This window comes from Aromatoleum buckelii, from assembly GCF_012910785.2.
GTDB lineage: Bacteria > Pseudomonadota > Gammaproteobacteria > Burkholderiales > Rhodocyclaceae > Aromatoleum > Aromatoleum buckelii.
On the sequence record NZ_WTVH02000010.1, the window covers coordinates 972,075 to 993,952 of the forward strand.

General features: G+C 67.1%; 15 protein-coding genes, 1 other RNA gene and 1 pseudogene. 10 read left to right on the forward strand and 7 right to left on the reverse strand.

From position 1 onward, the window contains the following. Positions 1–8 precede the first annotated feature (8 nt). Genes coxB through GO608_RS15275 form a run of 4 tightly spaced genes read left to right on the forward strand, consistent with a single transcriptional unit; the run spans position 9 to position 4,502 of the window. The gene (coxB, locus tag GO608_RS15260; protein WP_169198144.1) at positions 9–851 is read left to right on the forward strand and encodes a cytochrome c oxidase subunit II; all 843 of its coding nucleotides are present in this window, start codon (positions 9–11) and stop codon (positions 849–851) included. Next, on the forward strand, positions 848–3,355 hold the full coding sequence (gene ctaD, locus GO608_RS15265; RefSeq protein ID WP_169198143.1) for a cytochrome c oxidase subunit I: 2,508 nt from the start codon (positions 848–850) through the stop codon (positions 3,353–3,355). The genes coxB and ctaD overlap by 4 nt, the downstream gene beginning before the upstream one ends. Then, a complete protein-coding gene (locus GO608_RS15270) occupies positions 3,355–3,702 on the forward strand; it encodes a hypothetical protein (protein ID WP_169198142.1) in 348 nt (115 codons plus the stop codon). The genes ctaD and GO608_RS15270 overlap by 1 nt, the downstream gene beginning before the upstream one ends. After that, a complete protein-coding gene (locus tag GO608_RS15275; protein WP_169198141.1) occupies positions 3,693–4,502 on the forward strand; it encodes a cytochrome c oxidase assembly protein in 810 nt (269 codons plus the stop codon). The genes GO608_RS15270 and GO608_RS15275 overlap by 10 nt, the downstream gene beginning before the upstream one ends. Before the next feature lie 40 nt (positions 4,503–4,542). Here GO608_RS15275 and GO608_RS15280 read toward each other — a convergent pair whose 3' ends face one another. From GO608_RS15280 to GO608_RS15290, 3 genes are all read right to left on the reverse strand, one after another. After that, positions 4,543–7,083: an NAD-dependent epimerase/dehydratase family protein gene (locus GO608_RS15280; protein ID WP_169198140.1), complete on the reverse strand. Its 2,541-nt coding sequence runs from the start codon at positions 7,081–7,083 to the stop codon at positions 4,543–4,545. Positions 7,084–7,148: 65 nt separating this feature from the next. After that, entirely contained in the window at positions 7,149–8,945 is a 1,797-nt protein-coding gene (locus GO608_RS15285; protein ID WP_169198139.1) for a thiamine pyrophosphate-requiring protein, read from the reverse strand. 353 nt (positions 8,946–9,298) lie between these two features. Beyond that, the gene (locus tag GO608_RS15290) at positions 9,299–9,637 is read right to left on the reverse strand and encodes a 4a-hydroxytetrahydrobiopterin dehydratase (protein ID WP_169198138.1); all 339 of its coding nucleotides are present in this window, start codon (positions 9,635–9,637) and stop codon (positions 9,299–9,301) included. Positions 9,638–9,861: 224 nt separating this feature from the next. Here GO608_RS15290 and GO608_RS15295 point away from each other — a divergent pair, with 224 nt between their 5' ends. After that, positions 9,862–10,380 carry an O-acetyl-ADP-ribose deacetylase gene (locus tag GO608_RS15295; protein WP_247003184.1) on the forward strand — a complete coding sequence of 173 codons (519 nt, stop codon included), beginning with the start codon at positions 9,862–9,864 and terminating at the stop codon, positions 10,378–10,380. On the opposite strand, the gene GO608_RS15300 is transcribed toward GO608_RS15295, so the two are convergent. Beyond that, a complete protein-coding gene (locus tag GO608_RS15300) occupies positions 10,374–10,868 on the reverse strand; it encodes a methyltransferase family protein (protein ID WP_169198137.1) in 495 nt (164 codons plus the stop codon). The genes GO608_RS15295 and GO608_RS15300 overlap by 7 nt on opposite strands. A gap of 268 nt (positions 10,869–11,136) precedes the next feature. On the opposite strand from GO608_RS15300, the gene GO608_RS15305 reads away from it, so the two are divergent. Both GO608_RS15305 and GO608_RS15310 read left to right on the forward strand, forming a co-directional pair. After that, on the forward strand, positions 11,137–11,862 hold the full coding sequence (locus GO608_RS15305) for an SOS response-associated peptidase (RefSeq protein WP_169198136.1): 726 nt from the start codon (positions 11,137–11,139) through the stop codon (positions 11,860–11,862). A 130-nt stretch (positions 11,863–11,992) separates the two neighbouring features. Continuing rightward, entirely contained in the window at positions 11,993–13,231 is a 1,239-nt protein-coding gene (locus GO608_RS15310; RefSeq protein ID WP_169198135.1) for a glycoside hydrolase family 2 TIM barrel-domain containing protein, read from the forward strand. A gap of 78 nt (positions 13,232–13,309) precedes the next feature. Here GO608_RS15310 and ssrA read toward each other — a convergent pair. Then, positions 13,310–13,636, reverse strand: a transfer-messenger RNA (tmRNA) gene (gene ssrA, locus GO608_RS15315). Between the two features lie 323 nt (positions 13,637–13,959). On the opposite strand from ssrA, the gene GO608_RS15320 reads away from it, so the two are divergent. From GO608_RS15320 to GO608_RS15335, 3 genes and pseudogenes are all read left to right on the forward strand, one after another. Then, a complete protein-coding gene (locus tag GO608_RS15320) occupies positions 13,960–14,997 on the forward strand; it encodes an IS5 family transposase (RefSeq protein ID WP_247002679.1) in 1,038 nt (345 codons plus the stop codon). A gap of 780 nt (positions 14,998–15,777) precedes the next feature. Next, positions 15,778–16,730: pseudogene (locus tag GO608_RS19590) on the forward strand (DUF2868 domain-containing protein). Then, entirely contained in the window at positions 16,723–18,111 is a 1,389-nt protein-coding gene (locus GO608_RS15335; RefSeq protein WP_169200309.1) for a DUF3482 domain-containing protein, read from the forward strand. Before GO608_RS19590 ends, GO608_RS15335 begins: the two are co-directional and overlap by 8 nt. A gap of 116 nt (positions 18,112–18,227) precedes the next feature. On the opposite strand, the gene lpdA is transcribed toward GO608_RS15335, so the two are convergent. Both lpdA and aceF read right to left on the reverse strand, forming a co-directional pair. Further along, positions 18,228–20,087: a dihydrolipoyl dehydrogenase gene (gene lpdA / locus GO608_RS15340; RefSeq protein WP_169200310.1), complete on the reverse strand. Its 1,860-nt coding sequence runs from the start codon at positions 20,085–20,087 to the stop codon at positions 18,228–18,230. 12 nt (positions 20,088–20,099) lie between these two features. Next, complete coding sequence (gene aceF, locus GO608_RS15345; RefSeq protein WP_169200311.1) at positions 20,100–21,866, reverse strand: dihydrolipoyllysine-residue acetyltransferase; 1,767 nt, start codon at positions 21,864–21,866, stop codon at positions 20,100–20,102. Between the last annotated feature and the right edge of the window lie 12 nt (positions 21,867–21,878).

Here is a 21,878-nt window from a genome sequence, read left to right on the forward strand (position 1 = left end):
GGGCAGGCGTGCCGCTCCCATCGGCGCGGCCGGCTGCTGCCCTGTCGGTGCAATCGATGCTCCCGGCGCTCGTCGTGCCGTGGCTCGCCGCGTGCGACGGTCCGCAGTCGATACTCGACCCGGCCGGCCCCGCAGCGCGCGGCGTAACTTTGCTGTGGTGGCCGATGTTGATCGTCGCGACCGTCGTGCTCGTGGGTGTCACTGCGGCGTGGATCGTGGCGATGCTGCGCCGGCCGCGCGATTTCAGCCCCGAAGAGGCGAAACGGATCAGCCGGCGGTGGGTCGTCAGTGGCGGAATCCTGCTGCCGGCGGCGAGCATCGTGCTGCTGCTCGGGTTCGGGGTTCCCGTCGGCGATCGGATGCTGCCGCGGCGCGGCGAAGCGCCGCTGCGCATCGACGTGACGGCCCGGCAATGGCAGTGGGACGTTGCATATCCGGGCGACGGCGTCGTGCTCGTCGATGAGCTGCATTTGCCAGCGGGCCGCGCGGTGCATATCCACGTCACCAGCGCCGACGTCATCCATTCGTTCTGGGTGCCGCGGCTCGGGCCCAAGATCGACGCGGTGCCCGGGCGCACCAACGTCCTGCGCCTGCAGGCGGACGAGGCGGGATCGTTGCGCGGCCAGTGCTCGGAATTCTGCGGCACGGGGCACGCGCACATGGTGCTGAAAGTGCACGTGCATACCGAGGCGGGTTTTTCCGCATGGCTCACGGAGCGGGCCGCAGCCGCACACGTGGGCGGGAAGGACCCGGCCGGCGCGACTCCGGGCGGAGCACTTCCCGCACCCGCAGCTCCGGGGGCTGCGCGCAACCCGCCCCGACTCGTCTCCGGCGTCGCCTTCCTGCCATGATCGACGGCCGCCCCGACGAACTCCACCAGCAGTTCGAAGAGGTGTGGGGCAATCCGCGCGGCTGGCGAGCGGCGACGATCGTGAACCACACTCGCATCGGCCTGCTGTTCCTTCTGACGGGCCTCGGTTTCTTCATCTTCGGCGGGCTGCTGGCGATGCTCATCCGCGCCCAACTCGCGCTGCCGGACCAGACTTTCATGGACGCCGACACCTACAACCAGGTGTTCACGATGCACGGCACGGTGATGATGTTCCTGTTCGCCGTGCCGATGATGGAAGGCCTGGCGGTGTACCTGATCCCGAAAATGCTCGGCGCGCGGGATCTGGTGTTTCCCCGGCTGTCGGCGCTCGGTTACTGGTGCTACCTTTTCGGCGGGCTGATCCTCGCCGCGAGCCTGTTCCTGGAGCTCGCTCCGGACGCCGGCTGGTTCATGTACACGCCGTTGTCGAGCCTGCCGTACAGCCCGGGCGTGAATTCGGATTTCTGGCTGCTGGGGATCACGTTCGTCGAGATTTCCGCCGTCACCGCGGCGGTCGAACTGGTGGTGGCGATCCTGCGTGCCCGCGCGCCCGGGATGACGCTGCAGCGCATGCCGCTCTATGCGTGGTACATCCTGACAATGGCGATGATGATCGTGCTGGGTTTCCCGCCGCTGATCCTCGGCAGCATCCTGCTCGAACTCGAGCGCGCCGCGGGAATGGCATTTTTCGACGTCGCCCGCGGTGGCGACCCGATCCTGTGGCAGCACCTGTTCTGGCTTTTCGGCCATCCGGAGGTGTACATCATCTTCCTGCCCGCGGCCGGCCTCGTCTCGACGGTGCTGCCGGTGTTCGCCCGGCGTCCGATCGTCGGCTACCGTTGGGTCGTCGTTGCGGTGCTGACGACCGGCTTCATCAGCTTCGCGTTGTGGGTGCACCACATGTTCACCGTCGGCATCCCGCATCTGGCGCAGGCGTTCTTTTCGGCCGCGAGCATGCTGGTCGCGATCCCGACCGGCGTGCAGGTCTTCTCGTGGCTCGCCACGCTGTGGCTGGGCCGGCCCGTCTATCACGTGCCGATGCTGTGGCTCTTCGGCTTCCTCGTGATATTCGTCGCCGGCGGGCTGACCGGCGTGATGCTGGCGCTGGTGCCGTTCAACTGGCAGGTGCACGACACCCAGTTCGTCGTTGCCCATCTCCACTACGTGCTGGTCGGAGGAATGTTCTTTCCGCTGGTCGCCGCGGTCTATTACTGGCTGCCGCATTTTTCCGGCCGCATGCCGTCGGCGCGCCTCGGGCGCTGGGGTTTCTGGCTGGTCTTCGGCGGCTTCAACCTCACGTTCCTCGTGATGCACTGGACCGGGCTGCTGGGGATGCCGCGGCGCGCCTACACGTATGCGCCGGGGCTCGGCTGGGACGTTCCGAACCTTGTTTCCTCGATCGGCAGTTTCATCATGGCGATCGGCATCGCCACGGTGCTAGTCGACGTGCTGCTGCACTTTCGCTTCGGCGTGCGCGCCGCGCCGAATCCGTGGCATGCCGATACGCTCGAATGGGCCACCCGGCTGCCGCCGGCCGCCTACAACTTCATCAGCCTGCCAACCGTCGACAGCCGCTACCCGCTGTGGGACCAGCCCGAGCTGGCCAAAAAGATGGCGCGCGGCGAGCAGGGTCTGGCGACGGTCGCGCACGGGCGTCGCGAAACCTGGGGCACCGATGCCGTGACCGGCGAAGTGCGCGAGATCATCCACTTGCCCGGCAACACCTGGCTGCCGTTCGCCGTCGCGCTGGTGCTGTCGGTGGTGTGCATCGGGCTGCTGGTGAAAGCGTATGCCGTGGCCAGCTTCGCGACCGTCGTGGCGGCGATCCTCGTGCTGCGCTGGTCGTGGGAGAACGGCGCCCACGAAGAGTCCGGCATCGGGGTTCCGGTTTCGGCCGGCGACCCGCCGCTGCACTGGCGCACGCACGACGGCCCCGGACGATGGGGGATGGGCGTGACGCTGCTCGCGGACGGCGCGCTCTATGCAGCGCTTCTCTTCGGTTGGTTCTACCTGTGGACCGTCGCTCCGCAGTGGCAGGTGCCGGCGCAGTCTCCGCTCGACGCCCGCGGCTTGCTCGCGAATGCGCTGCTGCTGAGCGCGGCAACGCTGTGGCTGCGGCGGGTTCTCGCGGCGCTGCGGCGGGGCTCGGACAAGGGATTGTGCGGGCAACTTGCCGCGGTCGCGGCGCTCGGCCTGCTGCAGTCGGCACATCTGTTGTGGCTGATGTACACGTCGGATCTCGCACCGAAGGGGACGGCCCACGACGCAGTGATTGCCGTCGTCCTCGGCTACGCCCTTTTCCACTGCGTCCTGGCGGGAATCGCGATCGCGCTGCAGGCGTGGCGGGTCCATTACGGCTATGTCGACCGTGCCGCGCCGTACGAGCCGATCGTGCTCGGACAGCTCTGGTATTACAACCTCGGCGTGATGTGGAGCGCCTACGTAGCCCTGGTGCTGTTTCCTTCGACGTGGGGAGGCGTCTGATGACGTGGCTTTACCATCCGCTCCAGATTCCGCTCGGCCTGATCGTATGGGGTATGTGGTTCATCGCGCTGTACAGCGGCCTGTCGGTCGGTTGCGCGATCGGGCCGCCGGACGCGGCAGCAGGGCCGTGGAACTGGCTCAACATCGTGCTGGGCGGCGCGTCGCTCGCCACGGTGGCGCTGCTGCTCGGCTTGTCGGCGCTGTGCTGGCGCGCGTCGCGCCGGGTCGGCAAGGACGAGCGGGCGAAGCGCTTCATCGCGCGGGTCGGTGCGAGCGTGCATCTGGTCGCGGTGCTGGCGACGCTGTTCATCGCGCTGCCGATCGTGGGCCTGCCGCCATGCGTCTGATCGCGGCCTTTGTTCTGGTGACGCTGCTTGTCACGGTGCGGCCAGCCGCGGCGCACGCGCTTTCCGGGTCGCTGCCCGCAGGCTTTCCGCTGCTTCTGAGTGCGGGGCTGCTGGGAGCGGCGTGCGGGCTCTACGCCCTCGGGGCGCGACGGGTGCCGCCGGGCCTGGCGCAGGCGACGTGGTTTTGCGCCGCGATGGCGATCGGCGCGCTGGCCGCGTTCGGCCCGCTGGACCGCTGGGCGGAGGACAGTACGGCGCTGCATATGGTGCAGCACATGCTCCTCATCGTCGTGGTCGCGCCGCTTGGAGCGCTGGCCGGCCCCTTGCCGCAGTGGAGCGCCGCAACCGGTGCGCTATTGCGCCCCCTGTGGGCGACGATACTGCGCTGCGGCCGTCATCCGCTCGCGGCGGCGACGGTGCACGGCGCGCTGATCTGGATCTGGCACACCCCGCGCCTGTACCGGCTGGCGCTAGACGATCCGTGGTGGCACCTGATCGAGCATGTGTTGTTTGTCGCAAGCGGCTGGCTCTTCTGGTGGGCCGTCCTGTGCAGCCGCCGGTTCGCGCCGGCGCTGCTCGCGATCCTGCTGACGCTGATCCACACTGGGCTGCTGGGCGCGTTGCTGACTTTCGGCAGGGTATCGTTCTACGGCGATGCGCGCGCCCTCGAGGACCAGCAGCTGGCCGGGCTCATCATGTGGGTGCCGGGCGGCTTCGCCTATCTGGCCGCTGCCGGCTGGATCGTGTGGAGCCGGCTCGGCGAAGAAACGGCGCCAGCCGCGGTGCCGGCGCGGAATTGAATCCGCGAATGGCGTCGCCGGCTGTCGCGACCCCGCAGTGTCAGCCGCCTGGCGTCGCCAGCCTCGACCAGCGCTCTCCCGCTTTCGCGTAACGGTCCCACGCGCCGTAGTGACTTTCGACTGCGCCGCGCGGCAAGGCCAGCGCGACCAGCAGCAGACCAATGATCGAAACCGTCGCGGTACCCAGGCCGGTATAGCCGTCGAGAAGCCAGGGCGCGAGCAGCAGCCAGGCGCCGAAAGCGGCGTTGATGAAGCGCAACGGCCGCGCGACTTCGGCAAGCGCCATGATCGAAAAGGTGATCACCAGCGCGCCGACGACATGGTCGTTGTCGGCCGCTGTGCCGGTCGCGTCGAACAGCAGCCGGCTGAGCATGAGGACCGCCCCGAGGACGATGCTGAGCGACAGCGTCCACGGCACGGTCACGCCGCCCTTGAGCATTTCGCGCAGCACCACCGGCGCGCGTTCCTCGAAATTGTCCGAATAGTCCGCGCTTCCGCCGTCGATGGTGTCGCCGTGCAGCAGCACGTGCCACAGCCACTTCCCTTGCCGGCGGCGCTCCTTGAGAAACTGGAGAGTCGCGAGGATCTCGTCGAAGGAGTACGGGATTTGCAGCAGCATCGCCGCGGCGGCGACGAGGCACAGCGTGCACCACGTGCCGATCACGACCGGCTGGATGATGATGAAAAAAATGCTCACCGCGCCAAGCGGGACGATCAGCACACCGAACAGCAGCACCAGCCACGGCAGCGTGCGCCAGCGCCGCTTGTCGCCGATGATCCCGGTGACGATCTCGAGCACATAGACGGCCGCGCCGAGGCCGGCGTCGGAAACCGGCCACGCTTCGGAAACCGAAGACGTGATGATGCGTTCGGTGCCGTCGCCGAAGAACGGATCCCCCGCTGCGGGGATATGCCCGAGTTGGAACGCGGCCAGATAGCGCGAGATGAACAGGCCCACCAGGGCCAGCGCGATGATCGGAATGCGCTGGTTCCACGACGACGGGCTGTAGTCCCAGCCGGGAGGCGTGTCCGGCCCGGCCAGACGCGCAACCGGGCCGATGCCCGGTGTCGAGGGCACGCCGACCGCGAACAGGATCACCAGCGCTCCGACGAGCGTATCGTTGGCATAGGCGACGGCGCTCGGGCTCCAGAACACCAGTGGCGCGAACAGCAGCCAGGTACCGACGGCGGCAGTCGCCCAGCGCGCCCACGCGATGCGCCGCGACAGCGAGGCCAGCGCGAAGGCGGTGATCAGCAGTCCGCTGACGATGTCGCTGGCGGTCATCCAGGTGTCGGACAGGACGAGGCCGCGCTGGTTGGGCGCGACGAGTTCGCCGGGCTCCATCCAGCGATCGGCGAGTCCGAAGATGAACGGGCACGAAACGAGCCACAGGCCGAGCGCCGCGTTCGCGAAATGGCACCAGATCGTCTGTCGGTGTTCGCGCCGATCGAGCGCGTCGTATTCGGCGAGGAGCTGCGCCTCGGGCTGCGGCTGCGCCGCCAGATCCTCGAGCCACAGCGGCAGCGGAATGTGGTTCGCCTTGTACCAGGCAGCCGGGCTTTGCCTGAGCCGGCCGATCATTTTCGGCAGGACCCGGCGTAGGCTGTGCTGCGGCCGCCAGCCGAGGAGCTCGGTCGCCCGCGAGATGTCGAGCTCGTAGTGGTCGTCCGCGAGCCACACCATGAACGGCTGGATGAAGGGCTCGATGCCGCGGTCGATTGCGTCCGGAGTGACTTTTTCGACGACGTCCTGCGCCCACGCGCCGGTCGCGGCGACGGGTTTGGGTATCCGCCGCGTTCCCCACGGCTCGCCGTGGATGAGCTGCCCGATCAGGTTCTGCAGCGACTCGTAGCTTTCGGTCACCGGCTCGCCGAGGAGCAGCGTGGTTTCGTCCCCCAGTCCATGGCGTCTCTCGACGACGAGCCGAAACGCTTGGGCGACATCGTCCAGATGCACGAAAGTCTGGCCGTGGGTCGGATCGCCGGGGAAGACGTGGCCGAGCATCTGGCGCTCGTAGATGCGCTGGATCTGGTAGGCGAGCGACGGGACTTCGCAGTCGTCGGTGTAGACGCCGGCAATGCGCAGGATCACGGCCGGAATGCGCCCGCGCGTCGCGAGCACGGCCTCTTCGGCTTCGAGCTTCGATTGCGGGTACGGCCACTTCGGCGCGAGTTCGCTGTTCTCGTCGATCGGGGCGCCCGGCTCGGTCGGCGCGTGGACCAGCATCGTGCTCGCGTAGACGAACTGATCGACGTCGAAATCCTGCAGCGCCTCGAGCAGCCGGCGCGTGCCCTGCACATTCACTTCGTCGTATTTCGGATCCGGCTCGCCGGAAAAATCGTAATAGGCGGCGAGGTGAATGACCGAGGCGATATGCGTACCATGGCATTCGCGAAGGGTGCGACAGGCTGCCGCGAGCGCGTCAGGCGAAGTGAGGTCGACGTCGATGCAGTTGGCCGCCTGCTTGCAATCGCGCTCGAACCCGACGACGGCGAAGCGCTCCCCGAGCGCCGCGCCGATCGCGCTGCCGAGTCGGCCCGCGGAACCGGTGATGAGTACCAGCGGTTTCGTTGACGCCATGAAACCCTCCTCGCGATCGGCACGCACAAGGCGGCCGGGTTGCGGAAAAAAGAACGGCGTCGCGCTCAGCCGGGTATCGATCCCGGCGGGAACAGGCTGTCCCAGCTTTCCTTGAAGCTGGCGACGACGATGCCGAGCGAGTCGGGGTCGCCGTGCAGCAGCGCCGACAGGTACGCTTTGGCCTGCTTCGCGCTGATGTGCGGGGGCAGCGGCGGCACGTCCGGGTCGGTGACCATCTCGAGGAGCGTGGGTCGGTCCGCGTGAAGCGCCGCGTCCCACGCCGCGCCGACCTGCTCCGGGTCGTCGACGCGAATGCCGCCCAAGCCCAGCAGCCGCGCGTATTCGGCGTACGGGAAATCGGGCACCGCCTGCGCGTCGATGAACTTCGGGTCGCCTTCCATGGCGCGCTGCTCCCAAGTGACCTGGTTGAGGTCGCCGTTATTGAGCACCATTACCGCGAGGCGCGGATCAGCCCACTCGCGCCACACTTTGGCGATCGTCACGAGCCCGTTGATGCCGTTCATCTGCATCGCCCCGTCGCCGACCAAGGCGATCACCGGGCGGTCCGGGTGGGCGTATTTGGCCGCGATCGCGTACGGCACGGCCGGCCCCATCGTCGCGAGCCCCCCCGAGAGCGACGCCATCATGCCGCGTCGCATCTTCAAGTCGCGCGCGTACCAGTTCGCCGCCGATCCCGAGTCGCACGTGAGGATGCAGCGCTCGGGCAGGCGCGGCGACAGCTCCCAGAACACGCGCTGCGGGTTGATCGGGTGCGCGGTGTTGAGCGCGCGGCCTTCGAGCACGCGCCACCACCGTTCGACACCGTGCTCGATCGTCGCGCGCCACGCGCGGTCCGGTTTCGCCACCAGATGCGGCAAGAGCCCTTGCAGCGTCTCCTTCGCGTCGCCAAGCAGCGCCACTTCCATCGGATAGCGCAGGTTGAGCATGCGCGGCTCGATGTCGATCTGCACGCCGCGCGCCTGGCCTTCCTTCGGCAGGAACTCCGAATACGGGAAACCCGAGCCGACCATCAGCAGCGTGTCGCAGTCGTTCATCAGGTCCCAGCTCGGCTTCGTGCCGAGCAGCCCGATCGCGCCGGTGACGAACGGCAGCTCGTCGGGCACGGCCGCTTTGCCGAGCAGCGCCTTGGCCACGCCCGCGCCGAGCCGCTCGGCGACTTCGATGATCTCGTCGGTCGCGTCGAGTGCGCCCGCGCCGACGAGCATCGCCACTTTCTGCCCGGCGTTGAGGATCGCGGCCGCGCGCCCGAGATCGTCCTCGCGCGGCACGATGCGAATCCCCGTGTAGCCGATGCCCGAATGGACTGTGCCGTGCTCGCGCGGCGGCGCCTGGTAGGGCAGATCCTGGACGTCGTTGGGGAAGATGATGCAGGTGACGGTGCGCCGGTCGCGGGCGATGCGCATCGCCCGATCGACGACGTGGCGCACCTGCTCGGGCACCGTCACCATGTGCACGAACTCGTGCGCGACGTCCTTGAAGAGCGACAGCAGGTCGACTTCCTGCTGGTAGTCGCCGCCGAGCGCGGCGCGGCTTTGCTGACCGACGATCGCGACGACCGGCTGGTGGTCGAGCTTCGCGTCGTAGAGGCCGTTCAGGAGATGGATCGCGCCGGGGCCCGAAGTCGCGAGGCACACGCCGACTTCGCCGGTGAATTTCGCGTGCGCGCACGCCATGAACGCCGCGAGCTCCTCGTGGCGCGCCTGCACGAAGCGCAGCCCTTCGCCGTAGCGCCCGAACGCGCCCATGATGCCGTTGATGCCGTCGCCCGGATAGCCGAATACCCGCTGCACGCCCCACGCCGACAGGCGCTGGAGCAGGAAGTCGCCGACTGTGTCGCTCATGATCGTTCTCCGTCCCGGGCTTTCGGAATGCCGAACGCTGCAAGGCAGATGCCGGGAAGAAGATTCGGCCCGTCCGGACGGGGCTGGGGCGCTTCGGTGCGCGGAAAACGGATTGCCGCCAGTGCCGCCCGGGCCCTGCGCTGCCCGCGACTGCAGGCCTTCGCCGAAAAGGCTTGTCGAAGACGCACCCGGACTCCGGCCTTGGTGCGTGCTGCGTCTGCAGCTCGTCGCCCGGCTGAAAAAACTACAGCGCGTTGAAACAATTTCCCGTTCGCGGCAGCGGTGCCGGCGCTTGCGGCAAGGCTTTCACGAACGGCTGCGGCGAGGGGAAGCCGGAAAGGCACCTGCGCGCGTCACCTTGGCGCCAGCCCGTCGGTCTTGGCTGCCATGATGAAATCGTTGTCGTGGAGACCGTTTATCTTCTTCGTCTGCCACGTCACGCGGGCCCAGCCCCAGCCAAAGCAGATGTCCGGGTGATGGCCCTCGGTTTCGGCCAGATCTCCGAGCTTCGCGACGAAGCTCATCGCGTCCTTGAAGTTGCCGAAAGTGAAGCTGCGCTCGATGCAGCGCCCGTCGTCCGAAAGGGTCCACGCCGGCGTCTGCGCCAGCTGGCGCTGGGCCTGCGCTTTCGTCAGTGGAGGCACGTCGCCGCGGCATGGCGTGCATGTCCTGGACTGTAGCTCATCGCTCATGTCGGGATTCCTCCAAAGACGAGTCCGATGCGGGCGAACACAAACGCTGCGCCTCCCGACGAACGATCCAATGTAGATCGTCCCGGAGCAACGTTCAAATGCTGCAGCCGTCGAAGGCCGTAGGGACAAGGGTGGAAGCGGTTTTGAGCGTGGGCCTACAATGACCGGGAAGCAGATGTGAAACTTGACGTTTGATCATATTGGACGGGTACATGTCGGAAGCAATGCTTTGCGCCGTCAAGGCCGATATCACCAGCCTGGCTGTAGACGCGATCGTCAACGCGGCCAACGCGTCGCTGTTGGGCGGCGGAGGCGTGGATGGCGCCATTCACCGGGCAGCGGGCCCGGGTTTGCTCGCCGAATGCCGCACTCTCGGGGGCTGCAGGACAGGCGAGGCGAAGATCACGGGCGGCTACAATTTGCCGGCGCGTTACGTGATCCACACCGTCGGACCGGTCTGGCACGGCGGCCAGGATGGCGAAGATCGCTTGCTCGCTGCCTGCTATTCGCAGGCGCTCCGGCTCGCCCGAGAGCACGGCGTCGAGCGGATCGCGTTTCCGTGCATCAGCACGGGCGTCTATGGCTATCCGGCCGACCTCGCGGCAAAGATCGCCGTGAACATGGTACGGACGGCGCTGGAGGAGTCCGGCTCGCTCCGGGAAGTGATTTTCTGTTGCTTCAGTTCGGCGGATTTCACGCGCTACGACGCGTTGCTGTCGAGCGGTCCGGATCGAGCTCAGTAAATGAACGGAATCAGCTTGCGCACCCGCTGCTGGTATTCGGTGTAGTGGGGGAAGCGTTCGGTCAGCCAGCGTTCCTCCCGTCTCGACTTGATGTCGAAGAACAGCCACAGCCCGGCGGCGTAAATCAGCGTCAGCCATCCGTGGATGAACAGCGCCCAGCCGACCGCCATCAATATCAATCCGCTGTAAATCGGATGCCGCACCCATCGATACGGGCCGGTCACCACCAGCGTCGCGTGTTCCTTGGGATGGGGCAGGGGAGTGAGGTTGGAGCCGAGGTGCAGTGCCGCGGCGACTGACATCGCCAGTCCTGCAGCGATCAGCAAGGCGCCAACGACTGACGTGACGGCGGCTGCGGTCTCCGGCCGGGGCGGCAGGCCGGGGGCGGTTCTCGGCCCGAACAGGATGAGGGCGATAAGGAACGCCTGCAGGACGACGAACCATTCGCCGCGACGGCCTCTCCACCAAGGCTGTTTCGCAGAATGCATGTTTCCTTCTCCTTTCCGTCCATCCCGCGAGCGAGTATCGAAGTCGCCCTTGTCGAATTCGCAATGCCGGTTGGAGGCACCCGGCAGCTTGATGGCAGTGCAGGATTCCGGCCCCGTTCCGGGATCGCCCGTCGGACTTCTGCGGCAAGATGGCACAACAACGCCGACCTGTCCGCCTGGCGCCTGGCGCGCCTGGAAGGGATTATCCGCTGCCCGGCAAACGAACTACTATTGTCGCTGACACCCCCTTCGGCAAAGGAGTCGCGGCATGTGCGGTCGCTACGCCCTCTATGACGCGATCTCGCGGTTGCGCGAGCAGTTCGGCTGCGATATCGATTCGCTGGTTCGAAACTTGCCTCCGCGCTACAACGCCGCGCCGACGCAGAGGCTGCCCGTCATCCGGCAGCTGGCTTCGGGTGAGCGGGTGGCGCATCTGCTGCGCTGGGGCCTGATTCCGTCCTGGGCGAAGGACGAGACGATCGGCGCGCGCCTGATCAACGCCCGCTGCGAGACGCTCGCCGAGAAGGCGAGCTTTCGCAACGCGTTCAAGAGCCGCCGCTGCCTCGTGCCGGCGTCGGGATTTTACGAATGGCAGAAGGTCGCGGGCGGAAAACAGCCGTATTTCATTCGTCCGGCGAATGACCGCCTGTTCGCTTTCGCAGGGCTATGGGAGCGCTGGAGCAAGCCCGACGGCGAGACGCTCGACACTTTCGCGATCATCACCACCGAGGCGAACGACGCGATGGGCGAGCTCCACGAGCGCATGCCTGTCATCGTCCCCGAGGAAGATTACGATCTGTGGCTGAGCAAGGAAACCCATCCCGAGCTGGTGCGCCGGCTGCTCGTGCCGTACGAGTCCGCTCTGGTCCGGATGCAGGCGGTGACGAAGCGCGTCGGCAACGTGCGCAATGAAGGCCCCGAACTCGTCGCGCCGCTCGAAGCTCCCTCCGACTCTGCATTGCCGATCCGACATCATCGGGACGATGAGGCATGACCTGGCCGAGCGCGACGGATTCGAGCATAGGCTGCGCGGTGGAGTTTTTTTGCGGTGCTTGGGTTTTTGCCGTTTTTCATGAATGCTCGACGTAGGGCCAGCCGAAATCGGAGCGAGGACGTTTGAGGGTATGACGACAAGAAAGACTGCTTCCATCCGTTGTCTCGCTGCTGCGCTCGCGGCGGCATTCCTGTCTGCGCTGGCCCTGTCCGCATTGTCGGCAGATGTTCCCGTCGGGCAGTCACGGTGGCAGGGTGCGGCCTTCAGCAGCGACCGGATCGGGTTGAAGAAGCTCGCCGATGCAGGCGCTCGTGTCGTGCGAGTGTACAGCGAGGCGGACGCGTGGGTGCTCGACGAGGCCGAGCGCCTCGGGCTGAAAGTGGTGATGGGACTGTGGGTGGCTCATCCGCGCCTGGGCTTCCGGCTCGACGATCCTGCGATGGTGCATGCGCAGGAGCAGCGCATACGCGACTTTGTCATACGACATCGCAATCATCCTGCGCTGCTGGCTTGGGGGGTCGGCAACGAGGTGGAACTCGCGCAGCCGGAGCCGATGCCGGCCTGGCGCGAGGTGAACCGCCTGGCCGGTATCGTCAAGGGGGTCGATCCGGCGCACCCGACGTTGATGGTGGTGTCCGACAACAGCGACGAGAATCTCCGACGGCTCGCTGATTGCTGCCCGAACGCGGATCTGCTGGGCGTCAACGCTTTCGGCGGTTCCGTGTTCGAGATCGTGCGCCGGCTGCAAGCGGCAGGCGTCGCCAAACCGATCGTGATCGCCGAGTTGGGCCCGCTCGGTCAATGGCAGGCCGGACGCAAGCCTTGGGGCGCGCCGGTGGAGCCCACCAGCACCGAGAAAGCGGTCTATTTTCGCGATGCGCTCGACCATCTCGCCCGCGAGCCGCAAGTCGTCGGCGTTTTCCCGTTCCTGTGGGGCGCGAAGCAGGAACAGACCGAAACCTGGCACGGCCTTCTGCTGCCCGATGGCAGCCTCACTGCGATGACCGATGCGCTAAGCCGTGCGTGGGGCAAGCGGGTGCCCGAGTCCGCTCCGGTGATCCACGGCATTGGCATTGCCGCCGACGAATTCGCGCCAGGGCAGGAAATCTCGGCCGGCGTCGACGCAGTATCCTTCGACGGATCGACGTTAACCACCGAATGGAAGGTGTTGGCCGAGAGCCCCGGCTGGAAGCCGGATTCCGATACGGAGCCTGTTCCCGCCCGTGTTCCGGTGCAGACGCTGCAGGCCGATGCCGCCACTGTCCGCTTTGTGGCCCCCCGCGAGCCCGGCCCCTACCGGCTCTTCATCACCCTGCGCGACCGCAACGGCAAGGCTGCGACGGCAAACCTGCCGTTCTTGGTGCGGTGAGCCCCGTTGGCGGCCAGGATCACGGGGGAAGGACAGCCAGGTTGCAACCGAGCAACCGATGACCAACTACGGTGAACGTGAAGCGGGGGCCGAAGCCCCCGCCAGCCGTCTTTGGTAACAGGGCTCAGGCGGCCCCGGCTGTTGCCTTAAGCGGCTACAGCGAAACGCTCATCGTTGGCGTTTGTGGATTTGCGCGGATTACGTCCGTCGCCTCTCGGGTTGCCTGCTCACCATCGCCCGCCCTGTCGAAACCGGTGCACCCCCACACTGGACACTCTCGAGAATGCCCACTGTGGAGGTGGCGGGAATCGAACCCGCGTCCAGAACGTCTCCGGGTTGCCGGAATTACAACCATGCTTTGCACTATAAGGGCAGTGTCCCTTCGATTCAAGTGTACGGGAGTTTTTTGTAGAGAGTTTTTTACGCGCCGGCGCGACAGTGGTTTTTTTGATCGAAGCAGGTATTCACGATCCTTCTCGCCTTTTTCCTGAAACCCTCATAGCGGGTCGTTTTTCCGTTCTGCAACAGTCGCTTGTGAGTGTCTTGCGGGCAGCGGTCGGAACCCCGGATTAATTCACGCTTTGGGCATTCCCGTTTGACGGACATATTTTTGCGCCATGCAGTGATCATATCACCACGGGGTTTTATGCCTGGGCGCCTCGAAAAACCTCGACTCGCCCACCCTTGGTAAAATTACAGCGTCCTCAATCTCGCCACAGCCGACATCGATGAAACCGCGCAGCGCCATCAAGACCGACCTGTTTGCCTTTGATGCCCACTGCAAGAAGATCGACACGCTGGGTGACCCGCTGGTCGAGATCGAATCGCATATCGATTTTCCCGCGCTGGCGGCCGAGGTCGATATGATTGCGCCGCGACTCGTGAGTGCGCAGGGCGGGCGCCCGCCATACCCGACCGAGACGATGGTGCGCATCCTGGTGTTGAAGCGTCTGTACAACCTGTCCGATGAGCAGATGGAGTACCAGTTGCTCGACCGCATGAGCTACAAGCGCTTCTGCGGACTGGCGAATGCGACGAACGTTCCGGATCGCACCACGGTGTGGACCTTCGAGAACCGGATTGGTGAAGCGGGGGCGAAGGCCTTGTTCGACGGGGTCTCGACGCAGCTGCTCAAGAAGGGGTTCATCGCGCGCGGCGGTCAGATCATCGACGCGACGCTGGTGCCGGCGCCCAAGCAGCACAACCGCCGCGGCGAGAAGGAACTGATCGAGCAAGGCGCAATGCCCGCCTCGTGGCGCCCGGCGAAGCGGCGCCAGAAGGATACTGAGGCGACCTGGACCAGGAAGCACGGCAAGAGCTACTTCGGCTACAAGCTGTCGATCAACATCGACAAGAAGTACAAGATCATCCGCCGAATCGAGACCGATACTGCCAGCACGCACGACAGCCAGCACTTTGACAACGTCTTCGACACGCGCAACACGAGCCGCGATGTCTATGCCGATCGGGGCTACCCGTCCGAGCAGCGTGAAGCCAGGCTCAAGGAGAACGGCTTTCGCAACCAGATCCAGCGGAAGGGCAAGCGCAACAAGCCGCTGTCCGAGTGCCAGCAGCGACGCAACAAACGCATCGCCAAGACGCGTGCGCGGGTCGAGCACGTGTTCGGGGCCATCGAGCAGATGGGCGGCAAGCTGCTGCGCACCATCGGTCAGGCGCGGGCGAACTTTGCGATGACGATGATGGCTGCCTGCTACAACCTGAAGCGGCTGGTCTATTTCAGGAAGGCCGGAATCGAGGCCTTCTGACGCCCGAAATGGGCCGCATCGCCGATGTCCGAGGCGATTCGAGGCAAAAACTGAGCGACACCGCGGGAAGAAGCGGTGATTTGCCGAAGGAACTGAACCGAATTCGGTCGCGGTCATCGTGTCGCACCGGGGTTCATTGAAAACCTCGGGTTATTCGAGGTGCCCGCCTGTTTTGCTCGCGCATCCTGCACCGACGCTGGAAGCGGAGCAGGGCGAGGAACACGGCGGACGGCAGCGGAGGGCGGGACTGCAGCCGCCGATCCGCTATCCTGTCGTCCTGATCGTGATCCGGACCCGATTTCGCGCATGCCTGCCCCCGATTCCATGCGACTGACAGCCTTCGAATCGCGCTGGCTGGCGGAGGCGATCCGGCTGCGCGAGGCGGCGGCGGGCCCGCTCGACGACCGGGATGCGGTAGCCGCGGTGCGCGCGACCGGTGGCGGAATCGAGGAGCGGATCGTGCGCCGGGCACTGCTGCTGGGCGAGCGCGACGGAATGGCCGGGATGATCGCGGCGTGGGGCGGGCGATCCCGGCTGGTGTTGATGCTGGCGTCGGCCGTCGCGCTGGCGAGCGGGTTCGGTGCCGCGCTCGCGGTGCTCGGCGACGGAACGCGGGCGGTCAATGTCGTATGGGCGCTCGGCGGCCTGCTCGGCGTGCACCTGCTGAGCCTGCTGCTGTGGGCGCTCGGATTGTCGTTCGGCGGGCGGGATGCGGGCGGAGCACTCGGGCGCGTCTGGCTGTGGCTGTCGACGCGGCTGTCGCCGGCCGGTCCCGCTTCAATGTACGTCGCGAAGGCCCTCGCGGGTCTGCTCGGGCGCGCGCGGCTGTTGCGCTGGTGGCTCGGGGCAGTGACGCACGGACTGTGGCTCGCTGCACTGTGTGGCGCGCTGGTCGGCCTGCTCGCGACGCTCTCCGCACGGCGCTACGGCTTCGCTTGGGAAACGACGATCCTGTCGGCGGACGTGTTCGTGCATCTCGTGCGCATCGTCGGCTGGCTGCCTGCGCAGGTCGGCTTCGCGGTGCCCGACGCGGAGCATGTGCGCGCGAGCGGCACCGCCCCCGCCATCGACGAGGCGGCGCGCATCGCATGGTCGTCGTGGCTCCTGGGCTGCGTGACGATGTATGGCATCGTGCCGCGGGCGCTGCTGTGGGCGATGTGTCTTGTGCTGTGGCGGGTCGGGCGCGCGCGCCTGCGGCTCGACTTGGCATTGCCCGGCTACGCGGTGCTCGCCGAGCGGCTCGCGCCGGCGAGCGAGCGGATCGGGGTCACGGATGCCGATCCGGGGCGTCTCTGGGGCCGCGGGCGGATCGCGCACACTCGGTCGGCAGCGGCTCGCCGCTCGCGGTCGGGCTCGAGCTGCCCGCGGGGGCGGGGTGGCCGCTCGCGCTGCCGGCGGGGGTGCGCGATGCGGGAGTCATCGACAGCCGTGAGCAGCGCAAGCGCCTCGTCGCCGAGTTGCAGGCCGACCCCCCGGCGCGGTTGCTGGTCGCGTGCGACGCGCGCCAGACGCCGGATCGCGGCAGCCTCGAACTGATTGCCGAGCTGTCGCGCCACGCGGGCGACTGCCGGGTATGGCTGACCGGGGGCGAAGGAGCCGGGGCCGGCGGGCATGCGCCCCACTGGCGGGAGTCGCTCGATGGCATCGGCATGAGGGCCGAACGGGTCATCGAAACGCCGGCGGCCGCGACGGACTGGCTGCGTGGCGCTGAGACAGGAGCCGAACATGACTAGGCCGCTGCGCATCGCCGTCGTCGGGCACACCAATACCGGCAAGACGTCTCTGATGCGCACGCTGACGCGCGACACCGGCTTCGGCGAGGTATCTAGCCGGCCGAGTACGACCCGTCATGTCGAAGGCGCGCGGCTGCTCGCCGACGGCGAGGTGCTCGTCGAGTTGTACGACACGCCCGGGCTCGAAGACCCGATCGCGCTGCTCGAGCGGCTGGAGGCGATCGAGCCCCCGGGCGGCGAGCGGCTCGACGATACCGCCCGGATCGAGCGCTTCGTCGCGACCCCGGTCGCCGGCCACCGCTTCGAGCAGGAGGCGAAAGTGCTGCGCCAGATGCTCGCGAGCGACGCGGCGTTCTATGTCGTCGACGTACGCGATTCGGTCCTCGCGAAGCATCGCGACGAGCTCGCAATCCTCGGCGGCTGTGCGATCCCGCTGCTGCCGGTGCTGAACTTCGTGTGCGATTCGGCCGCCAACGAATCATCGTGGCGCGAGGCGCTCGCGCGGCTCGGACTGCACGCAGTCGTGCGCTTCGACACGGTCGCACCTGAGCGCGACGGCGAGCGGCGTCTGTACGAGAAGCTCGCGACACTCGTCGATGCGCATCGCCCCGCGCTCGAACGCCTCGTCGCGTGCCGGGAGCGCGAGGCGCGAGCCCGGCATCGTGCCGCGCTGGGGCTCGTTGCCGAACTGCTGGTCGACGTCGCCGCGGCGCGGGTTGCCGTCGCGACCGAGGCGCAGGTGATCGAGCGCGCGGTCGTGGCGCTGCACGAGCGCGTGCGGCGGCGCGAGCAGGCTTGCGTCGACGCGCTGCTCGCGCTCTACCGGTTCCGTTCCGATAATGTCGATGCGGCCGATCTGCCGCTGCTCGACGGGCGCTGGGAGAGCGATCTCTTCAACCCGGAAACCTTCCGGGCGATGGGCGTGCGGCTCGGCACCGGTGCGGCGGCGGGAGCAGCCGCCGGAGTCGGCATCGACCTGATGCTCGGCGGGCTGACGCTCGGTACTGCCGCTGCGCTCGGAGCGCTCGCCGGAGGAGGCTGGCAGGCAGTGCGGCAGTTCGGCGATCGTGTCGTCGAGAAACTGCGCGGGCAGCGCGAGCTGAGCGTCGACGATGCGATCCTGCGCCTGCTCGCACTGCGCCAGCTGCGCCTCATCGACGCGCTCGAGACCCGCGGCCACGCGGCGGTCGCGCCGATCCGGCTCGTCGACCCGCAGCTGCGACAATGGCGTGAAGGGCCGATCCCGGAGCCCTTGCTGCGCGCGCGCGCGCATCGTGAATGGTCAGGACTTTTCGGCGCCGGGCCGGCGGACGACGCGCGACAGGAAGCAGTCGATACGTTGGCGCGATCGTTGTCGGAAGGGGCAACGGCGAGTTCCTGAAAGCGGGGAAACCCGTCCCGCCGTCGAGCTCTGACCGGGGTTTTCCTCGATGGTCAAGGCCGGATGAAACAGGGGCGCCGCAGCGCCCCCGTGCTTGCTGCGTGAAGCGCTCGAGCCTATTTTTTGCGCATCGGCGGGATATCGGTGCAACTGCCGTGCGCCACTTCGCCCGCGAGGCCGATGGTTTCGCCCAAAGTTGGGTGCGGGTGGATCGTCTTGCCGATGTCGACCGCGTCCGCGCCCATCTCGATCGCGAGGCACACTTCGCCGATCATGTCGCCGGCCGAGGGGCCGACGATCGCGCCGCCGATGACGCGATGCGTCTCGGCGTCGAAAATCAGCTTCGTGAAACCGTAGTCGGCGCCGTTCGCGATCGCGCGCCCCGAAGCGGCCCACGGGAACTTCGCGGTCTCGACCTTGCGGCCTTCCCGCTTTGCCTGCTCTTCGGTGAATCCGACCCACGCGACTTCCGGGTGCGTGTAGGCGACGCTCGGGATCACGGTCGCGTCGAACGCCGACCGGGCGAGCTCCGACTTGCCTTGTGTCTCGCCGGCCGCGACTTCGGCTGCGACGTGCCCTTCGTGCACCGCCTTGTGCGCGAGCATCGGGTTGCCGACGATGTCGCCGATCGCGAAGATGTGCGGCACGTTCGTGCGCATCTGCGCATCCACCGGGATGAAACCGCGTTCGGTGACGGTGATGCCGGCCTTCTCCGCGCCGATCTTGCTGCCGTTCGGGCTTCGCCCGGCCGCCTGCAGGATCATGTCGTAGCGTTGCGGCCCGGCGGGAGCGCTTTTGCCACCATCGGCGCCCTCGAACGTCACCCACAGCCCGTCGTCCTTCGCCTCGACGGCGACGGTCTTCGTCTTCAGCATGATGTTGTCGAAGCGCTGCGCGTTCTGCTTTTCCCATACCTTGACCGCGTCGCGGTCCGGGCCCTGCATCAGCGCGTCGAGCATCTCGACGACATCGACGCGCGTGCCGAGCGTCGAATAGACGGTCGCCATCTCGAGGCCGATGATGCCCCCACCGATGACTAGCATCTTCGCCGGCGCTTTGCCGTCGGAAGTGCGCAGCTCGAGCGCGCCGGTCGAGTCGACGATGCGCGGATCCTTCGGGATGAACGGCAGATGCACCGCGGCCGAGCCGGCGGCGACAATGCACTGGCCGAAGCGCACGACTTTCTTCTCGCCGGTCTTGTCCTGGCCGCTGCCGGAGGTCAGCTCGACTTCGACGTGGTTCGCGTCGAGGAACTGGCCATAGCCGCGCACGACCTCGACCTTGCGGCCTTTGGCCATGCCGGCGAGGCCCGCAGTGAGCTTCCCGACGACCTTGTCCTTGTGCGCGCGCAACGCGTCGATGTCGACTTCCGGCTTCGCGAACCTGATGCCGGCCGAGGCCATGTGCTCGGCCTCGTCGATGACCGCGGCCACGTGCAGCAGCGCTTTCGATGGAATGCAGCCGACATTGAGGCACACGCCGCCGAGCGTCGCGTAGCGCTCGACTATGACGGTCTTCAGGCCGAGGTCGGCCGCGCGGAACGCCGCCGAGTAGCCGCCGGGGCCGGCGCCGAGCACGAGCATGTCGCACTCGACGTCGACCGAACCGGCGTAGGTGCCGGGTTTCGCGGCACTCTGCGCTGGCGCCGCCGCCGAGGGAGATGGGGGCGCCGCCGGCGCTGCAGCGGCGGGGACGGGCTTCGCGTCGCCGGCGCCCGCTGGTCCGGCCCCTGCGCCCTGCGACTCGACTTTCAGCAGCACCGCGCCTTCGCCGACGCGGTCGCCGACCTTGACGAGCACTTCACGGACGACGCCCTCGGCCGACGACGGCACGTCCATCGTCGCCTTGTCGGACTCGAGCGTGCAGATCGACTCGTCGACCTTGATCGAATCGCCCGGCTTCACGAACAGCTCGATGACGGGGACGTCGGAGAAATCGCCGATGTCCGGGACTTTCACTTCAACGATCTGGCTCATGTCGCGGTCTCCTTACAGCATGACCCGACGGAAGTCGGACAAGAGCTGGGCGAGATAGACGTTGAAGCGCGTCGCGAGCGCCCCGTCGATGACCCGATGGTCGGCAGTCAGCGACATCGGCAAGGTGAGGCGCGGCACGAACTGCTTGCCGTCCCACACCGGCTTCATCACCGACTTGTTGACGCCGAGGATCGCGACTTCCGGCGCATTGACGATCGGCGCGAAATACGTGCCGCCGATGCCGCCGAGGCTAGAGATTGTGAAGCACGCGCCGGACATGTCGGCGGGCCCCAGCTTGCCGTCGCGCGCTTTCTTCGCGAGCTCGCCCGATTCCGCAGCGATCTCGAACACGCTCTTCTTGTCGGCGTTCTTGATGACCGGCACGACGAGCCCGTTCGGCGTGTCGGCGGCGAACGCGATGTTGAAGTACTTCTTGTAGACGAGGTTCATTTCACCACCGCTCGCGTCGAGCGAGGTGTTGAACTCGGGGAACTGCTGCAATGCGCGCACCGACGCCTTGATGATGAACGCGAGCATTGTCAGCTTCTTGCCCGACTTCTCGTGCTCCTTGTTGATCGCGACGCGGAAAGCCTCGAGGTCGGTGATGTCGGCGTCCTCGTGGTACGTGACGGCCGGAATCATCACCCAGTTGCGCGCGAGGTTCTGTGCGGAGATCTTCTTGATGCGCGACAGCGGCTTGGTCTCGATCTCGCCGAACTTCGAGAAATCGACTTTTGGCCACGGCAGCAGATCGAGGCCGCCGCCGACGCTTACGCCCGCCCCGGCCGCAGCGGCCTTGCCCGGCACGATGCCGCTCTGCATCGCGCCCTTGACGAACGCGGTGACGTCTTCCCGGACGATGCGGCCTTTCGGGCCACTCGCGCGGACCTGCGCGAGATCGACGCCAAGTTCCCGGGCGTAGGCGCGCACCGACGGGCTTGCATGCACCCTGCCGCCGAGGGCCACCGCGGACGGGGCGCCGGCCTGCGGCAACGCGGGAGCGGACAGCTTCGACTGCTCGAATGCCTCGGGCGCATCGGCCGGCGTCGCGTCGGCAGCTGCGATGCGGGCGGCGGCGGGCGCCGCGACGGGCGTTGCCGCGGGAGCGGGCGTTGCAGCGGGGGCCGGAGCGGCAGCCGCGCCAGCCGCGCTGTCGACGACGATCAGCACTGCTCCTTCGGAAACCCGGTCGCCGACTTTTACCTTCACTTCCCTGACGACGCCGGCGGCCGATGACGGCACGTCCATCGTCGCCTTGTCCGATTCGAGCGTCGCGATCGAGTCCTCGAGCTTGATCGTGTCGCCGACCTTGACGAACAGCTCGATCACCGGGACGTCGGAGAAGTCGCCGATGTCCGGGACTCTCACTTCGGTGCTGCGACCGGTCGCGGCGGGTGCGGGAGCAGGGGCAGGCGCCGGCGCAGCGGCGCCGGACGGGGCGGACGCTATCGACTGTTCCAGCGCGGCGCCAGAACTCGCAGGCGTCGCCTGCGCCGCCGCGTTGCCGGCCGCTTCCGGTGCGGCAGCGGTTCCGGCGCCGGCTGCCTCGACCTTGATCAGCACCTTGCCTTCGGCGACGCGGTCCCCGACCTGCACCAGCACTTCGCGCACAACGCCGGCGGCGGTCGACGGCACGTCCATCGTCGCCTTGTCCGATTCGAGCGTCGCGATCGGGTCTTCGAGTTTGATCGTGTCGCCGGGCTTGACGAACAGCTCGATCACCGGCACGTCGGCGTAGTCGCCGATGTCCGGGACTTTCACTTCAATGAGTTCGCTCATGTTGTTGTCTCC

Coding starts and splice junctions, on each gene's coding strand:
- GO608_RS15300 (WP_169198137.1), bottom strand. CDS start 10,868: ATGCATTCTGCGAAACAGCCTTGGTGGAGAGGCCGTCGCGGCGAATGG.
- GO608_RS15275 (WP_169198141.1), top strand. CDS start 3,693: ATGCGTCTGATCGCGGCCTTTGTTCTGGTGACGCTGCTTGTCACGGTG.
- ctaD (WP_169198143.1), top strand. CDS start 848: ATGATCGACGGCCGCCCCGACGAACTCCACCAGCAGTTCGAAGAGGTG.
- GO608_RS15305 (WP_169198136.1), top strand. CDS start 11,137: ATGTGCGGTCGCTACGCCCTCTATGACGCGATCTCGCGGTTGCGCGAG.
- GO608_RS15295 (WP_247003184.1), top strand. CDS start 9,862: ATGCTTTGCGCCGTCAAGGCCGATATCACCAGCCTGGCTGTAGACGCG.
- lpdA (WP_169200310.1), bottom strand. CDS start 20,087: ATGAGCCAGATCGTTGAAGTGAAAGTCCCGGACATCGGCGATTTCTCC.
- aceF (WP_169200311.1), bottom strand. CDS start 21,866: ATGAGCGAACTCATTGAAGTGAAAGTCCCGGACATCGGCGACTACGCC.
- GO608_RS15335 (WP_169200309.1), top strand. CDS start 16,723: ATGACTAGGCCGCTGCGCATCGCCGTCGTCGGGCACACCAATACCGGC.
- GO608_RS15290 (WP_169198138.1), bottom strand. CDS start 9,637: ATGAGCGATGAGCTACAGTCCAGGACATGCACGCCATGCCGCGGCGAC.
- GO608_RS15320 (WP_247002679.1), top strand. CDS start 13,960: ATGAAACCGCGCAGCGCCATCAAGACCGACCTGTTTGCCTTTGATGCC.
- GO608_RS15285 (WP_169198139.1), bottom strand. CDS start 8,945: ATGAGCGACACAGTCGGCGACTTCCTGCTCCAGCGCCTGTCGGCGTGG.
- GO608_RS15310 (WP_169198135.1), top strand. CDS start 11,993: ATGACGACAAGAAAGACTGCTTCCATCCGTTGTCTCGCTGCTGCGCTC.
- GO608_RS15270 (WP_169198142.1), top strand. CDS start 3,355: ATGACGTGGCTTTACCATCCGCTCCAGATTCCGCTCGGCCTGATCGTA.
- GO608_RS15280 (WP_169198140.1), bottom strand. CDS start 7,083: ATGGCGTCAACGAAACCGCTGGTACTCATCACCGGTTCCGCGGGCCGA.